Origin of the sequence: Paraburkholderia sp. J10-1 (assembly GCF_905220165.1) — a bacterium.
Lineage (GTDB): Bacteria > Pseudomonadota > Gammaproteobacteria > Burkholderiales > Burkholderiaceae > Paraburkholderia.
Genome location: NZ_CAJMYW010000015.1, coordinates 22,380 through 36,499 on the forward strand (window position 1 = coordinate 22,380; position 14,120 = coordinate 36,499).

13 protein-coding genes are annotated in these 14,120 nt (G+C 65.1%); 5 read left to right on the top strand and 8 right to left on the bottom strand.

Annotated features, from left to right (window positions below; all coding sequences use genetic code 11):
• Window positions 1-4: 4 nt before the first annotated feature.
• Genes gsiD through U5A65_RS32150 form a run of 3 tightly spaced genes read left to right on the top strand, consistent with a single transcriptional unit; the run spans window position 5 to window position 2,801 of the window.
• On the top strand, window positions 5-898 hold the full coding sequence (gene gsiD, locus U5A65_RS32140) for a glutathione ABC transporter permease GsiD (RefSeq protein ID WP_321938846.1): 894 nt from the start codon (window positions 5-7) through the stop codon (window positions 896-898).
• Window positions 895-1,971 (top strand): P1 family peptidase, encoded by a 1,077-nt coding sequence (locus U5A65_RS32145; protein ID WP_321948880.1) that lies wholly within the window; start codon window positions 895-897, stop codon window positions 1,969-1,971. The genes gsiD and U5A65_RS32145 overlap by 4 nt, the downstream gene beginning before the upstream one ends.
• Complete coding sequence (locus U5A65_RS32150; protein ID WP_321948881.1) at window positions 1,968-2,801, top strand: M55 family metallopeptidase; 834 nt, start codon at window positions 1,968-1,970, stop codon at window positions 2,799-2,801. Before U5A65_RS32145 ends, U5A65_RS32150 begins: the two co-directional genes overlap by 4 nt.
• A gap of 102 nt (window positions 2,802-2,903) precedes the next feature.
• Here U5A65_RS32150 and glgX read toward each other — a convergent pair whose 3' ends face one another.
• The 4 genes from glgX to U5A65_RS32170 all read right to left on the bottom strand — a co-directional run bounded on the left by glgX (window position 2,904) and on the right by U5A65_RS32170 (window position 8,041).
• Window positions 2,904-5,081, bottom strand: coding sequence for a glycogen debranching protein GlgX (glgX, locus tag U5A65_RS32155; protein ID WP_321915062.1), 2,178 nt, complete (start codon window positions 5,079-5,081; stop codon window positions 2,904-2,906).
• A gap of 299 nt (window positions 5,082-5,380) precedes the next feature.
• Entirely contained in the window at window positions 5,381-5,704 is a 324-nt protein-coding gene (locus U5A65_RS32160) for an antibiotic biosynthesis monooxygenase (protein ID WP_321915061.1), read from the bottom strand.
• A 145-nt stretch (window positions 5,705-5,849) separates the two neighbouring features.
• A complete protein-coding gene (locus tag U5A65_RS32165) occupies window positions 5,850-7,385 on the bottom strand; it encodes a methyl-accepting chemotaxis protein (protein ID WP_321915060.1) in 1,536 nt (511 codons plus the stop codon).
• A gap of 236 nt (window positions 7,386-7,621) precedes the next feature.
• Window positions 7,622-8,041, bottom strand: a complete 420-nt coding sequence (locus U5A65_RS32170) for a DUF6632 domain-containing protein (RefSeq protein WP_415765995.1) — start codon at window positions 8,039-8,041, stop codon at window positions 7,622-7,624.
• 317 nt (window positions 8,042-8,358) lie between these two features.
• Between U5A65_RS32170 and U5A65_RS32175 the strand changes: the two genes are divergently transcribed.
• Complete coding sequence (locus tag U5A65_RS32175; RefSeq protein ID WP_415766025.1) at window positions 8,359-10,470, top strand: TonB-dependent receptor; 2,112 nt, start codon at window positions 8,359-8,361, stop codon at window positions 10,468-10,470.
• Between the two features lie 23 nt (window positions 10,471-10,493).
• Here the strand turns inward: U5A65_RS32175 and U5A65_RS32180 are convergent, their stop codons facing one another.
• The 4 genes from U5A65_RS32180 to U5A65_RS32195 are packed head-to-tail and all read right to left on the bottom strand — an operon-like array spanning window position 10,494 to window position 13,960.
• Window positions 10,494-11,663, bottom strand: coding sequence for an ABC transporter ATP-binding protein (locus U5A65_RS32180; RefSeq protein ID WP_321948884.1), 1,170 nt, complete (start codon window positions 11,661-11,663; stop codon window positions 10,494-10,496).
• Window positions 11,660-12,313, bottom strand: a complete 654-nt coding sequence (locus tag U5A65_RS32185) for an ABC transporter permease (RefSeq protein WP_321915056.1) — start codon at window positions 12,311-12,313, stop codon at window positions 11,660-11,662. The genes U5A65_RS32180 and U5A65_RS32185 overlap by 4 nt, the downstream gene beginning before the upstream one ends.
• A 10-nt stretch (window positions 12,314-12,323) precedes the next feature.
• Complete coding sequence (locus tag U5A65_RS32190; RefSeq protein ID WP_321948885.1) at window positions 12,324-13,247, bottom strand: glycine betaine ABC transporter substrate-binding protein; 924 nt, start codon at window positions 13,245-13,247, stop codon at window positions 12,324-12,326.
• A complete protein-coding gene (locus U5A65_RS32195) occupies window positions 13,244-13,960 on the bottom strand; it encodes an ABC transporter permease (RefSeq protein WP_321915055.1) in 717 nt (238 codons plus the stop codon). The genes U5A65_RS32190 and U5A65_RS32195 overlap by 4 nt, the downstream gene beginning before the upstream one ends.
• On the opposite strand from U5A65_RS32195, the gene U5A65_RS32200 reads away from it, so the two are divergent.
• A complete protein-coding gene (locus U5A65_RS32200) occupies window positions 13,959-14,111 on the top strand; it encodes a hypothetical protein (RefSeq protein WP_321948886.1) in 153 nt (50 codons plus the stop codon). The genes U5A65_RS32195 and U5A65_RS32200 overlap by 2 nt on opposite strands.
• The last annotated feature ends 9 nt before the right edge of the window (window positions 14,112-14,120 follow it).

Here is a 14,120-nt window from a genome sequence, read left to right on the forward strand (position 1 = left end):
CGCCATGAGCACGACTCAAAACGTTGTCGTACGCGCCCAGGACGAGGCGATCCGCACGCCATGGCGCGAGTTCTGGCGCAAGTTCCGCAAGCAGCATGTCGCGCTTGGCGCAGGCGCGTTCGTGCTGCTGCTGGTGGTGATCGCGGTGTTCGCGCCGCATCTCGTGCCTTACGACCCGGAAAATTACTTCGACTACGACTCGCTCAATGCGGGTCCCTCTGCGGCCCACTGGTTCGGCGTGGACGCGCTCGGCCGCGATATTTTTAGCCGCATTCTCGCGGGCACGCGTATCTCGCTCGCGGCGGGCTTTCTTTCGGTGGCGCTCGGCGCCGTGGTCGGCACGTTCTTCGGCTTGCTGGCGGGCTACTACGAAGGCTGGTGGGACCGCATCACCATGCGCGTGGCCGACGTGTTGTTCGCATTCCCAGGCATCCTGCTCGCCATCGGCGTGGTGGCGATTCTCGGCAACGGCATGATCAACGTGGTGTGCGCCGTGGCCGTGTTCAGCATTCCGGCGTTCGCACGCCTCGTGCGCGGCAACACGCTCATGCTCAAGCACCTCACGTATGTCGAGGCCGCGCGCAGCATTGGCGCGTCGGACTGGACGATCATCATGCGGCACATTCTGCCGGGCACGGTGTCGTCCGTGGTCGTGTATCTGACCATGCGTATCGGCACCTCGATCATCACGGCGGCGAGCCTGTCGTTCATCGGCCTCGGCGCGCAGCCGCCCACGCCGGAGTGGGGCGCCATGCTCAACGAGGCGCGCGCGGACATGGTCACGTCGCCGCATATCGCGCTGTTCCCGAGCCTCGCCATCTTCCTCACCGTGCTCGCATTCAATCTGCTGGGTGACGGCCTGCGCGACGCGCTCGACCCGAAACTGGACCGCGCATGAGCAAGAATCACGGAGATGCCGCGCCGCATATCGGCACACTGGCGAGCGGTGCGACGGGAACGATTGCCGATGTGAGCGGCGTGCGCGTGGGTCACTGCACGCTGGACGCGGGCGATGTGCAAACGGGCGTGAGCGTGGTGATGCCGCACGCACGCGACCTCTTTCGCGAGAAGGTGCCGGCGAGCGCTTGCGTGATCAACGGATTCGGCAAGAGCATCGGGCTCATGCAGCTCGAAGAGCTGGGTGTGCTCGAAACGCCGATTGCGCTGACCAATACGTTCGGCGTGGGCGCGCTTGCACAAGCGCAGATTCGTGCGGCGGTCGCGGCGAACCCGCAGATCGGGCGCGGCCTGCCGACCGTCAATCCGCTCGTGTTCGAATGCAATGACGGCTATCTGAACGATCTTCAGGCGCTGGCGGTGACCGAGGCACACTATGTCGCTGCCTGCTCTGCTATGAGCGCTGACTTTACGCGCGGCAGTGTCGGCGCGGGCCGTGGCATGTCGAGCTTCGACCTGAAAGGCGGCATTGGCACGGCGTCGCGCGTGGTAATGACCGCGGGCGTGCAGTACACGGTGGGCGCGCTCGTGCTGGCGAACTTCGGCCGCCTGCCCATGTTGACGATCGATGGCGTGCCTGTGGGGCGCGAACTTGCGGCGCGCGCGGCGTCGAATCGCGCGGCACAGGCGCCCGAGAAGGGGTCAATCATCATGCTGATCGCCACGGATGCGCCGCTCGACTCGCGGCAGCTTCGGCGCGTGTCGATGCGCGCGGCAGCGGGCCTCGCGCGCACGGGCTCCGTGTATGGACACGGCAGCGGCGATATCTCACTGGCGTTCAGCACGGCATACACACTGGCGCACGACGCGCCAACCTACGCGTTGCCGCCCTTGCTCGCAGACTCGCAATTCGATGCGCTGTTTCAGGCCAGCGCCGATTGCGTCGAGCAAGCGATTCTCGACGCCTTGTGGAGCGCAAGCACCGTGCAGGGCCGCGATGGCCACGTGCGTCTTGCGCTGCGCGAAGCGGTGCCCGATCTCGCCGATCTGCTTTCAGGCGGGGCGCAAGCGTGAAGGTACTGATTTCCGTCGATATCGAAGGCATAGGCGGTGTGTTCAACGTTCAGCAAACGCGCGCCGGCAATCCCGAGTATGAACGCGCCCGCCGCTGGATGACGCTCGAAGCGAACGCGGCCGTGGAAGGCGCGTTCGCGGGCGGTGCAAGCGAAGTGTGGGTCAACGACTCGCATGGCGGCTTCAACAACCTGCTGCCCGACGAAATCGATGCGCGCGCACGCGTCATACTCGGCAAGCCGCGCATGCTCGGCATGATGGCGGGGCTCGAGCACCGGCCCGCGCTCGTTTTCATGATTGGCTATCACGCCATGGCGCAAAGCCGCGGCATGCTTGCGCATACCATCAATAGTTTTGCGTTCGCACGCGTGCTCGTGGATGGCGTCGAAACGGGCGAGGCGGGGCTGTACGGCGCGCTTGCGCAGGAATACGGCGCACGGGTGGCGCTCCTGAGCGGCGACGATGTGTTCGAACGCGAAACGCGGCCCGTTTTTCCCGAGGCGAAGTTCGTGGTGGTGAAGCACGCCGGCGGCCACGTGAGCGGCGATCTGCTGACGCCTGCCGCGAGCCGCGAGCGGATTCGCGACGCCGCACGCGAAGCCGTGGGGCAGATCGCGAGCGACGGCGCGTGGTGGGACCGCGCCTGCGCGGCGCCACGTGTGCGCACGTGCGAACTGCATACACAGACCCCTGCGCTTGCGGATCTCTTTTCGCAGTGGCCAAGTGTCGAGCGCGCGGCGGGCAGCGTGATCCGGTTTGTGGCGCCAACCGCCGAGTACCTCGTGCGCACGCTCAATAGCTTGTCGGCGATGTCAGCGGTCTTGCGGTGAGGCAACTGTCGTTCGCCTCATAGTGCAACTAACTGTCAGCCCCGCCACACGTTGCCCAACGGTCCGGCGGCTTTGCCGCCAGTCCGCGAAAAAGCCTGCCATTCATCCTGTGAGATTTTCCTCCAGCCTGGCGAACACGCGTTGCGTCGCGCCGCGTGCATGCAGCGCGAACAACAGCAGCGAACGCCCCGTGACCTGGTAGATATCGCCGGCTTCGAATTCGGGCAACTCGTCGCGCACAGGCATGTTCGTGTCGATGAGGCAGTTCCACTGATCGTTGCCCGGCACGGAAGGCAGCGTGAATTCCACCACGTCGTGGTAGGCGTTGAACACGATGAGCATGGTCGCGTCTGAAGCGAGGCGCATGATGCCGCTCGTTTGCGAGCGCCCATCGATCAGCATGCCGAAGCAACGCATGGCGGGATCGTCCCACTGCTCATGGGCGAGCGGCACGCCCGCAGGCGAAAGCCATTCGACGTCGGTGACGTCGAGCGTGGCATTGTGCTCGCCGATCAGAAAGCGGTTGCGGCGCAGCACCGGCAGCGCGTGGCGCAGCGCGGTGAGCTTGCGCACGAAGTCGGCGAGCGCGCGGCCCGTGTCGCCGATGCCCTCCCAGTCCACCCAGCTCACCTCGTTGTCCTGGCAGTACGCATTGTTGTTGCCGCGCTGCGTGCGGCCAAACTCGTCGCCCGCCAGCAGCATGGGCGTGCCCTGCGAGAGCAGCAGCGTGGCGAGGAAGTTGCGCTTCTGGCGCTCGCGCAGCGCACGGATTTCGGGGTCATCGGTCGGGCCTTCCACGCCGCAGTTCCACGAGAGATTGTCGCCGTGGCCGTCGCGGTTCTCCTCCCCGTTGGCCTCGTTGTGGCGCTCGTTGTACGACACCAGATCGTTCAGTGTGAAGCCGTCGTGCGCCGTGACGAAGTTCACGCTGGACCAAGGCCGCCGGCCGCGCCGGTTGAAGCTGTCGCCCGAGGCGCATAGGCGCGTCGCGAGTTCGGGGGCCATGCCTTCGTCGCCTTTCCACCAGGCGCGCGTGGTGTCGCGAAAGCGGTCGTTCCACTCCATCCAGCCGGGCGGGAAGCCGCCCACCTGATAGCCGCCGGGCCCGCAGTCCCATGGCTCGGCAATCAGCTTCACGCTCGAGAGAATCGGGTCCTGCCGGCAGCTGTCGAGAAAGCCGCCGCCTTCGTCGAAGCCGTAGGGCTCGCGCCCGAGGATCGTCGCGAGGTCGAAGCGGAAACCGTCCACGCCCATTTCGAGCACCCAGTAGCGCAGGCTGTCCGTGACCATCTGCAGCACGCGCGGGTGCGAGAGGTTGAGCGTATTGCCCGTGCCGGTGTCGTTGATGTAGTAGCGTTTGTCTTCAGGTAGCCGGTAGTACGAAGCATTGTCGATGCCGCGAAACGAGAGCGTGGGGCCGAGCTCGCTGCCTTCGGCCGTGTGGTTGTACACCACGTCGAGTATCACTTCGAGACCCGCCTGGTGCAGCCGGTCCACCATGTTCTTGAATTCGTCGATCGAGCCATGCGCGCCAACAGAGTAGCGCGGGTCCGGCGCGAAGAAGCCGATGGTGTTGTAGCCCCAGTAGTTCGTGAGGCCCCGCTCGAGCAGGTGCGAATCGTTCACGAAGGTATGGACGGGCATTAGCTCCACGGATGTCACGCCAAGCCCGCGGATATATTCGAGCACCGGCGTTTGTGCGAGGCCCGCGAAGGTGCCGCGCTCTTCGGGCGGCACGTCGGGATGGCGGATCGTGTAGCCGCGCACATGCGTTTCGTAGATGATCGTGCGCTCGCGCGCTACGCGCTCGCGCATCGGGTGGTGCCAGATGAAGCCCTGATCGACCACGCGGCAGCGCGGCACATAGCGCGCACTGTCGCGCGTATCGAACGAGAGATCGCCGTCGGGGCTGCCGATGGTGTAGCCGAACACGGCCGGATGCCAGCGCAGCGCGCCCACGTGCGCCTTCGCATAGGGATCGAGCAGCAGTTTGTTCGGATTGAAGCGATGGCCCGCCTGCGGTTCGTAAGGCCCATGCACGCGATACCCATAGATGGCGCCCGGTTCGAGGTCGGGCAGATACACGTGCCACACCTCGTCGGTGTATTCGGGCAACTCGATGCGTTCGATCTCGCGCAGGCCGTTCTTGTCGAAGAGACATAACTCGACCTTTGTCGCGTTGGCGGAGAAGAGCGCGAAGTTCACGCCGCGTCCGTTCCAGGTGGCGCCGAGTGGAAACGGCTGTCCTTCTACGATGCGGGTAGCGGTCTTTTTCTTCATGGGCTCGTCGGTGGGGGACGCGGTGGCGCGCGCTTCCAACGCCGTTGCGCGCAAGGGCAGGGGCTTCTATCAAGCAAGGTTCGGGCCTAAGCGCGCGCTGAGCAACGCGCTGCAGGGGAAGGCAAGGAGGGGGGCGTGGTACGCGCGGGGCGCAGCGGCATTTTTTTCAGCCGTCGATCGCCGCGTGAATCGTGCCGCGCGTTGCCGCGCGAGGAGGCGGCGCGCGCTGCGAGCGTGTAGCTTTGGCACAGCGCGTGCACGGATTTACCGATACGGTTGCGTGACTTTGCGTGCGCTGCTTACTTCACGGTCTGCACCACTTCGAAGCCTTCGAATTCGGGGTGGCTCAGGTAGACCGGACGGTTTGCGCCGCCCGCGTTGCCCGCGTTTCTGTGCGCCGCGCGAAAAGCTTCGGAGCGCGTCCAGTCTTCGAAGTGCTGGTGGCTCGCCCAGATCGTGTGACTCGCATAGAGCACGTGGTCTTCGCGTTGCGGGCCTTTGAGCAGATGAAATTCGATGAAGCCGGGCACCTGTTTCAAGTGCGTGTCGCGCGTGGCCCAGACTTCCTCGAATGCGGCCTCGGAGCCCGGTGCGACCTTGAAGCGATTCATGGCGATATACATGCGGCGTTCCTCTTCGCGTACGAAAACTCGATCAAGCGCGGCGGCGGGACAAAGCCTGTGTTCATTCTTGCCCGCCGCAGCTTCGATTTCCGATTATAAGAGGCCGCGAAGGCGCTCGCGCCGCATACGTACGTCAGCTTGCGCCTCAGGCGACGCGAAACACCTGCACAGTGCCGGCGAGCTTGGTGGACTGCGTGTCGAGCGCCTGGGCCGCAGCCGTCACCTGCTCGACGAGCGCCGCGTTTTGCTGTGTGACTTCGTCCATCTGCGTGACGGCGGTATCGACCTGCTCGATGCCGCTTTGCTGCTGCTCCGATGCCGAGGCGATCTCGTTCATGATGGCGGTGACGCGCTGCACCGACGTGTGCAACTCGGCCATCGTCGCGCCCGCCGTGGTAACGAGTTCCGTGCCGTGCGAAACGGTTGCCACCGAATTCGCAATGAGGTCCTTGATCTCCTTGGCCGCCGCGGCCGAGCGCTGCGCAAGCGAACGCACCTCGCTCGCGACCACGGCGAAGCCGCGCCCTTGCTCGCCCGCACGGGCAGCCTCGACAGCCGCATTGAGCGCGAGGATATTGGTCTGAAACGCAATGCCTTCGATGATGGCCGTGATCTCCGAGATCTTGTGCGAGCTGCCTTCGATCTCGCTCATCGTGCTCACCACGTCCTGCACGACGTCGCTGCCGCGCGACGCCACGTTCGCCGCCGTTTGCGCGAGCGTGCTGCCCTGGCGCGCATTGTCGGTGTTCTGCTTCACCGCCGAGGTCAGTTCGTTCATGCTCGCGGCCGTTTCCTGGAGCGACGCGGCCTGTTCTTCGGTGCGCGCCGAAAGATCGATCATGCCCGCCGCGATCTGGCGCGTGGCCACCGAAACCGACTCGCTGCCCGTGCGCACCGCGCCCGTTACGGAGCCCAGCTCCTTGCGGGTCTTTTCGATGTTTTCGAGCAGCAGGCCCATTTCGTCGTGGCGCTGCGCGCGCACGGTCTGGCTCAGATTGCCCGAGGAGATTTCATTGAGGCTCGTGAGCGCGTAATTGAGCGGCTCCATGATCGCGCGGCGCAGCATCACCCAGCCAAGGCCCGCGCCGAGCAGGCCGAGCGCGACCATCGCGGCGCTCACGCCCGAGAACAGATGGAAATTTGCTTCGGCCTCCTCATAACGCAATTTCGCGTTGTTGTAGAGGTGCTGCTTGACCTCGTTGTTTGCGGCGCTCATGGCGCTGTAAAGGTCGGAGAGCTGCGTCATCGCGATGTTGTCGGCGCTGGCCTTGTCGCCCGATTCGAGTGCCTTCGTGAAGTCCGTTACCGCGTTGCGCATGGCCGTGCGCCGCTCGGTGGTCGCGGCGATCAGCGGCAACTCGTCGCTCTCGTGCGGCATTTGCGTGAACTTCGTCCACCACTCGTCGGAGTTCTGGAAGAAGCCGGCGGCGCGCTGCAACTGGTCGGGCACCGAGGGCGCGTCGGGGTGCAGCGCCACGCGGTCGAGCACGAGGCGCGTGCGCGCGATGAAGATCTCCGCGTTGTCGATCGCCGTGGATTCGGCGAGCTTGTTGCGATAGGTGTCGCGGTTGGCGCTATTGGCCTTTTCCGTGCTGATGAAGCCAAGAACGCCGGAAACCGTGAGCAGAAGGGCGAGAAGCGCGAACGTAAGGGCGATGCGCGCTCGAATGGTGAGTGTCATGCGTCTGTACCGTTTTGACCAAGGGCAACGCAAGCGGGGCGGCCCATCGGTGCAGGCTGCCGCCAACGGGCGTCACCTTACATATCGACAGCTGGCGGCCTGGATTTAGGGTGAACCCGAATATTTTTAAGTTACTACAGAATTCATGGGGTTTGTAATAATTACCGAGCAGGTCGTTTGGAGCGCATTTGTTCGCGGCCATGTGCCGCGCACAGGCCGCCAGGTTGAGCGCTGCGTCAATTCGTCCGCAAGCTCGATTGGGGCGGCGCGCCCGCGCCCGCTTGCGCGCGGCGCGGCGTGAGCGCGGCCAGCACGGCGGCAACGATGAAGAGCGCGGGCACGTCGCCGATCAAATGGCCGAGATGGCCGGGCGACATGAACGACTGGACCGTCATGATCGCGCCGTGCACGACGCTCGACCACACCGTGAACCAGATCAGGCTCAAATGCTCGAGCGGACGCCGCGCCGCGCGCATGAGAAACACGCCCAGCGTGGCGTAGATGCCGACGATCATCAGCGAGTAGTCCGAGTGGCCCGAGTGCCAGGCCCAGCCGGACGGCCAGAGCACCATCAGCGGGTAGAAGCCAAAGGTGGCGATCGCGCCGACCGCGTAAAGGGCGGCGGAGAGGCTTTTGAGCCGCATCGAGTGATCCATGGCGCGCCCCCGTTGGGTCCGTCCGACAGTATGGGGAATATGCGCGCGTGCGGTGACGCGTGCAAGTCCGTTGCGATTAGCGCTGCAGTTCACGCGACTTGGGGGGGCAATGGGCGACGTTTGCTGATATTTCGCTCTTGCATTGCGGCGCTGGCTTGAAAGCTCTCCGTCAAAATTTCCTTCACAATTGGTAATGTTATAACGTAACATTCGCGTCGAGCTGCAGCCACAACCCTGTGCGACGTACGTCCGCCTCGGCCCCGGACATTCGCCGCCCATCACTCCAACGACGCAAACAAGAAAACATCGTGGCGACCATCCCATTTACGTCCTTATCCGCGCTGCTGGCGGGGCTGCGCTTCGCGCGCGTCCTGCCGCTCGCTCCCTTGCCGCTCGCGCTTTGCGGTGTGCTCGCGCATGCCCAATCGCCTGAAACGAGCGCCGCCGACACGCAGACGGGCGGCGCGACACTCGCGCCGGTGTTCGTCACCGCGAACCCGCTCGGCAACACCGACCTCACCACGCCATCCACCGCGCTTTACGGCGATGCGCTCGTCCTGCGCCGCGCCAACTCGCTCGGGGAAACGCTCGACGGTCTGCCGGGCGTTTCGACGACGACCTACGGCCCGCTGGTCGGGCGGCCGATCATTCGCGGTATGGACGGCGACCGCATTCGCCTGCTGCAAAACGGCGTGGCCGCATTCGACGCCTCGTCGCTCTCATACGATCACGCCGTGCCGCAAGACCCGCTTTCGATCGAGCGTGTCGAGATCGTGCGCGGCCCGGCTGCGCTGCTGTACGGCGGCAACGCGATTGGCGGGGTGGTGAACACGATCGACAACCGTATTCCGCGCGAGCCGGTTTCGGGCGTGACGGGCGCAGTGGATGCGAGCTACGGCGGGGCGAACGACGTGCGCGCAGGCGCAGCCCAGGTGGAAGGCGGCAACGGCGGTTTCGCCTTCCACGTGGACGCGTTCGACCGCGACACGAGCAACCAGCGCATACCCGGCTACGCGCACTCGGCGCAGCAACGCGCGCTGGACGGCCCCGATGCCGCCGAGCCCTACGGCAGCATCCCGAACAGCGACGGCCGCTGGCACGGCGGCGCGGTCGGCTCGTCGTACACCTGGGCCGACGGCTACGCGGGCATCTCGTACAACGGGTTCGACGCGAACTACGGCTCGGTGGCCGAAGACGACGTGCGCCTGCGCATGCATCAGGACCACGTCGCGCTCGCCTCCGAAGTGCGCAACCTGCAGGGGCCGATCAGCCAGCTCAAGTTCGACTTCGGTTATACGGACTACGAACATCGCGAGATCGACAACGGCGAAACGAGCACGACGTTCCGCAATCACGGCTACGAAGCGCGGCTCGAGGCACGCCACGCGAAGCTCGGGCCGCTGGAGGGCGCGTTTGGCGTGCAGGTGAGCCAGAACACGTTCTCGGCATTGGGCGATGAGGCGCTCGTGCCGACCACGCAAACCACCAATGTCGCGCTGTTCGGTCTGGAGGAGTGGCACGTGACGCCGGCGCTCAAGCTGAGTCTGGGCGGGCGCATCGAACATGTGAAGCTCGATCCGGTGGCGGGCGAAGACGGCACGAAGTTCGCGGGCGCGCAATCGCGCGACTTCAACGCGGGCAGCCTCTCGGCGGGCGCGCTCTACAAGCTCACGCCGGTATGGTCGGTGGTGGGCAACGTCGCGTACACCGAGCGCGCGCCGACTTTCTATGAGCTTTATGCCAACGGCCCGCACGACGCGACCGGCCAGTATTTGATCGGCAACCCCGACGCGCAGAAGGAAAAGGCCATTTCCACGGATCTCTCGCTGCGCTATGCGCGCGGTGCGAACAAGGCGAGCGCGGGCGTGTTCTACAGCCGTTTTCGCAATTACCTCACGGAGTACAACACGGGCCGCCTCGTGAACGACGACGACACGCCCGTGCCCGCCGGCACCGCGGATGCGCTCAACGAGGCCGTTTATCGCGGCGTGCCCGCGGAGTTCTATGGCGTGGAACTGGAAGGGCGCTGGCGGGTGCTCGAGCGCGGCGCACATCGTCTCGACGTTGGCTTGACCGCCGACTATACGCACGCGCGCAACGCGGACACGGGCGCGCCGCTGCCGCGCATTGCGCCGTTGCGCGCGACGCTGAACGCCGACTACGGCTACGGCCCGTTCGGCGCGCACGCCGAACTCGTGCACGCATGGGCGCAAAACCGCGTGCCCGAAGACGATTTACCGACGGCAGGCTACACCACGCTGGCGCTGGCGCTGACGTACAAGTTCCATGTGGGCGCAACGAACTGGCTTGCGTACGTGCGCGGCGACAATCTCACGAATCAGGACGTGCGCTATGCGAGTTCCGTGGTGCGCGACATCGCGCCCGAGGGCGGGCGCAGTGTCATGGTCGGATTGCGCACCACGTTCTAGCGCGTTTTGGCATGACCCGCCGCTCACGCGATGGCAGCCACCGGCCGCACCGCCGCGCCCGGCGGCTGTCCGGTCTGCTGCCGCGAGCGGCCCGAGCTCAGATAGTCGGCGATCGAATCCTGCGTGATCTCGCCAACGTAGGCGCCTTCGGCGTCGAGCACCGGCATCCACGAGGCGCGGAACTGGTACATCTTCGAGAGCACGATGCGCAGGTTGTCGTCGACGGAAACCGTGGCCGGGAAGGGCGTGATGCGTTCGCCGCACACGCCTTCGGCGCCGCGCGCGGCACGCCGCGCCACGAAGCCGAGCGCATGCCGCGCGTCGTCGAGCACGGTGAGGTAGCGGCAATCGGCTTCGTCCATCGCGGCGAACGCGTGGGCGAGCGGCGTGTTCATGCGTGCGGTTTCCGGTTGCATGGCCGCGTCGCGGGCCTTCACGAGCAGCAGCCGCTTGAGCGTGCTGTCCTGACCCACGAACTGTGCGACGAAGTCGTCGTGCGGGCGCGCGAGCAGGGTGTCGGGATGGTCGTATTGCACGAGCTTGCCGCGCCGGAATACGGCAATGCGGTCGCCCAGCTTGATCGCCTCGTCGATATCGTGGCTCACCATGATGACGGTCTTCTTCAGTTGCCGCTGCATCTGAAAGAACTCGTTCTGGATGGTTTCGCGATTGATCGGATCGACCGCGCCGAACGGCTCGTCCATGAGCAGGACGGGCGGGTCGGCGGCCAGCGCGCGAATCACGCCGATGCGTTGTTGTTGCCCGCCCGAAAGCTCACGCGGATAGCGCTTCAAATACAGCTTCGGGTCGAGCGCGACCATCGACATCAGTTCCGCCGCGCGCCCGGCGCAGCGTTTCTTGTCCCAGCCGAGCAGGCGCGGCACGACCGTGATGTTCTCTTCGATCGTCATGTTCGGAAAGAGGCCGATCTGCTGGATCACGTACCCAATGCGGCGGCGCAGATCCACTTCGTTCAGGCCCGTGGTGTCCTCGCCGTTGATGAGCACGCGGCCCGAGGTCGGCTCGATCAGCCGGTTGATCATCTTGAGCGTGGTGGTCTTGCCGCAGCCCGAGGGGCCGAGGAACACACAGATCTCGCCTTCGGCCACCGAGAGGCTCACCGAATCGACGGCGCGCACGGCCTGGCCGTCTTTCTGCGTGAAGGTCTTCGTGAGTTGGTCGAGTTCGATCATGTCTTCTGTACTCCTTTCGGTGTCAATGCGCGCTGCAGCATCTGCAACAACAGGTCGGCGACGATCGCGAGCACGCTCACGAGCACCGCGCCCACGAGCAGCTTCATCATGCTGCTCTGGCCAATGGCGCGGATGATCAGCGTGCCGAGCCCGCCCGCGCCGATCACGGCGGCAATGGTCATCACGCCAATGTTCATGACGACCGCGGTGCGCACGCCCGCGAGAATCACGGGCACGGCCAGCGGCAAGTCGACGAGACGCAGGCGCTGCCACGACGTCATGCCAATGCCGGTGCCGGCTTCCTTGATGCCAGCGTCGACGTTGCGCAGCGCGAGGTACGTATTGCGCATGATGGGCAGCAGCGAATAGAGGAAGACGGCCGTGATGGCGGGCACCGCGCCAATACCCTGCCCGAAGCGCGAGAACACGGGAATCATGAGGCCGAATAGCGCGATGGAGGGCAGCGTGAGGATGATGGTCGCGAGCCCCAGCAGCGGCGCGGCGAGCCAGTCGTGGCGGCTGATCAGCACGCCGAGCGGTACGCCCGCAACAATCGCGCAGCCCACGGCAATGCCTACGAGGTACAGGTGCTGCAGCGTGAGTTGCAGCAGTTCGGGCCAGTTCGAAGCGAGATAGTCGAATACGTTCATGCGGGCTCCTTCAAGGCAGCGAATGCGTGCGCAGGAAATCCGCCGCCACTTCCTGGGCGGATTTGCCGTCCAGATCCACGGCCTTGTTCATGTCCTGCATCACGTCGTTGTTGAGAGCGGCGGAAAGCGCATTGAGCTGCGCGGCCAGCTTCGGGTTGTGCTCCAGCACTTCCTTGCGCACCACGGGCGTGGCGTTGTAGGGCGGGAAGAAATGCTTGTCGTCTTCGAGCGGTACGATGCCGAAGCCTTTCACGCGCCCGTCCGTGGTGTAGACGAGGCCGATCTTCAACTGATTGTTATGCAGCGCCGTGTAAACGAGGCCAGGGTCCATCTGCTTCATCTGCGAGCGGCGGAAGCTCATGTCGTAGGTGGCGAGCAGGGGCTTGAGGCCATCCGGGCGATTCGCGAACTCGGCGTCCATGCCGAACACGTAGCGCCTGGCTTCTGGGTCGGTCTTCAGCCGTTGCGCAAGCTGCGAGACGGTGGTGATGCCCGTTTCCCCGGCGAATTTGCTCGGCAGACCTAATGCATAGGTGTCGTTGAGCGGCGAGGCATTGAGCCAGACGAGGCCGCGCGGTGCGTCGAGCGTCTTCACGCGTTCGTACATTGCTTCGGGCGAGAGCTTTTCCGTTAGCTTGTCGTAGACGAGTGCCGCAGTGCCTGTGTAGTCCCATACGAGGTCGAACTGGCCATTTTCCAGTGCGCTGCGCATGAGCGTGCTGCCGAGGCCCGATCGCACTTCCACGGTGTAGCCGCGCGAACGCAGGTATTGCGCCGTGACTTCGGCGAGCACGTATTGCTCGGTGAAGTTTTTCGCGCCCAAAACGAGCTTCGGCTGCGCGAAAGCGGGCGTGCTGACGGCAACGAGCGTCGCGCCGAGCAAGCAGGCTTGAACGAAGCGGCGCAGGCGTTGGAAGGGTGACGTGAGCATCATACGAGCCCTCCGTGACGCGAGAGCCACTGATGACTGCTGGCGGCGACCACGCCGTCGAGCACGAGCGCGAGCGCGGCGGTGAACGCGGCGCCGAGCAGCAGCAAGGGCTGATCGTTCAGATAGATGCCGGGGAAAATGAGCGAGCCGAGGCTGTCCGCGCCAATCAGATAAGCAAGCGGCGCCGTGCCCACGTTAATGGCGAGCGCGGTGCGCACGCCGCCCACGATAATGGGCAGCGCATTGGGCAGCTCCACGCGCGTGAGCGATTGCCATCCCGTCATGCCGATGCCGCGCGCGGCTTCGCGCAGCGCGCCCGGCACGTTTTTCACGCCTTCGTAAGTATTGCGCGTGACGGGCAGGAGCGACGCGAGAAAGAGGGCGACGATCGCAGGAATGTCGCCGATGCCGAACACGCCGAGCGCAATGGCCAGTACCGCGAGCGACGGAATCGTGTTGCCCACATTGAAGATCTGCATGAAGCGTTCGGCCTGGCGCGCGAAGCGCGGTCGACTAAGCAGCACGCCTGCGGGCACGCCAACCATGATGGCGAGCGCCATCGAATAGCCGACGAGCAGCAGGTGCCGCCCGGTGTAGTAGGCGAGGTCGCCTGCGTGGCTGTGCCATGTATCGGCGCCAATGGCGCGCGAAAGTGCCCAGGCAATGGCGGCAAGGGCGATCAGGCTGCCCGCGAGCAGGGCAGAGCGTCGAGTCATGAAGGTACGCCTCCTTGTTCTTGTGCCGCGCGGCGCAACGCTGCGCAGCGGGGACGCCCATGAAGATGCCGGGGACGCCGCGAAGGAAGTTCGTGATCCCGGCATGGCCGCGATTGGAACCGACGAAAACAACGGACAAAAAAGCGGATAAAAAAGCGGA

Excerpts from the sequence above, each read along its gene's own strand:
- U5A65_RS32200 (WP_321948886.1), top strand. The coding sequence starts at position 13,959 with ATGAAGGTACGCCTCCTTGTTCTTGTGCCGCGCGGCGCAACGCTGCGC.
- gsiD (WP_321938846.1), top strand. The coding sequence starts at position 5 with ATGAGCACGACTCAAAACGTTGTCGTACGCGCCCAGGACGAGGCGATC.
- U5A65_RS32180 (WP_321948884.1), bottom strand. The coding sequence starts at position 11,663 with ATGATCGAACTCGACCAACTCACGAAGACCTTCACGCAGAAAGACGGC.
- U5A65_RS32170 (WP_415765995.1), bottom strand. The coding sequence starts at position 8,041 with ATGGATCACTCGATGCGGCTCAAAAGCCTCTCCGCCGCCCTTTACGCG.
- glgX (WP_321915062.1), bottom strand. The coding sequence starts at position 5,081 with ATGAAGAAAAAGACCGCTACCCGCATCGTAGAAGGACAGCCGTTTCCA.
- U5A65_RS32165 (WP_321915060.1), bottom strand. The coding sequence starts at position 7,385 with ATGACACTCACCATTCGAGCGCGCATCGCCCTTACGTTCGCGCTTCTC.
- U5A65_RS32190 (WP_321948885.1), bottom strand. The coding sequence starts at position 13,247 with ATGATGCTCACGTCACCCTTCCAACGCCTGCGCCGCTTCGTTCAAGCC.
- U5A65_RS32185 (WP_321915056.1), bottom strand. The coding sequence starts at position 12,313 with ATGAACGTATTCGACTATCTCGCTTCGAACTGGCCCGAACTGCTGCAA.
- U5A65_RS32195 (WP_321915055.1), bottom strand. The coding sequence starts at position 13,960 with ATGACTCGACGCTCTGCCCTGCTCGCGGGCAGCCTGATCGCCCTTGCC.
- U5A65_RS32145 (WP_321948880.1), top strand. The coding sequence starts at position 895 with ATGAGCAAGAATCACGGAGATGCCGCGCCGCATATCGGCACACTGGCG.
- U5A65_RS32160 (WP_321915061.1), bottom strand. The coding sequence starts at position 5,704 with ATGTATATCGCCATGAATCGCTTCAAGGTCGCACCGGGCTCCGAGGCC.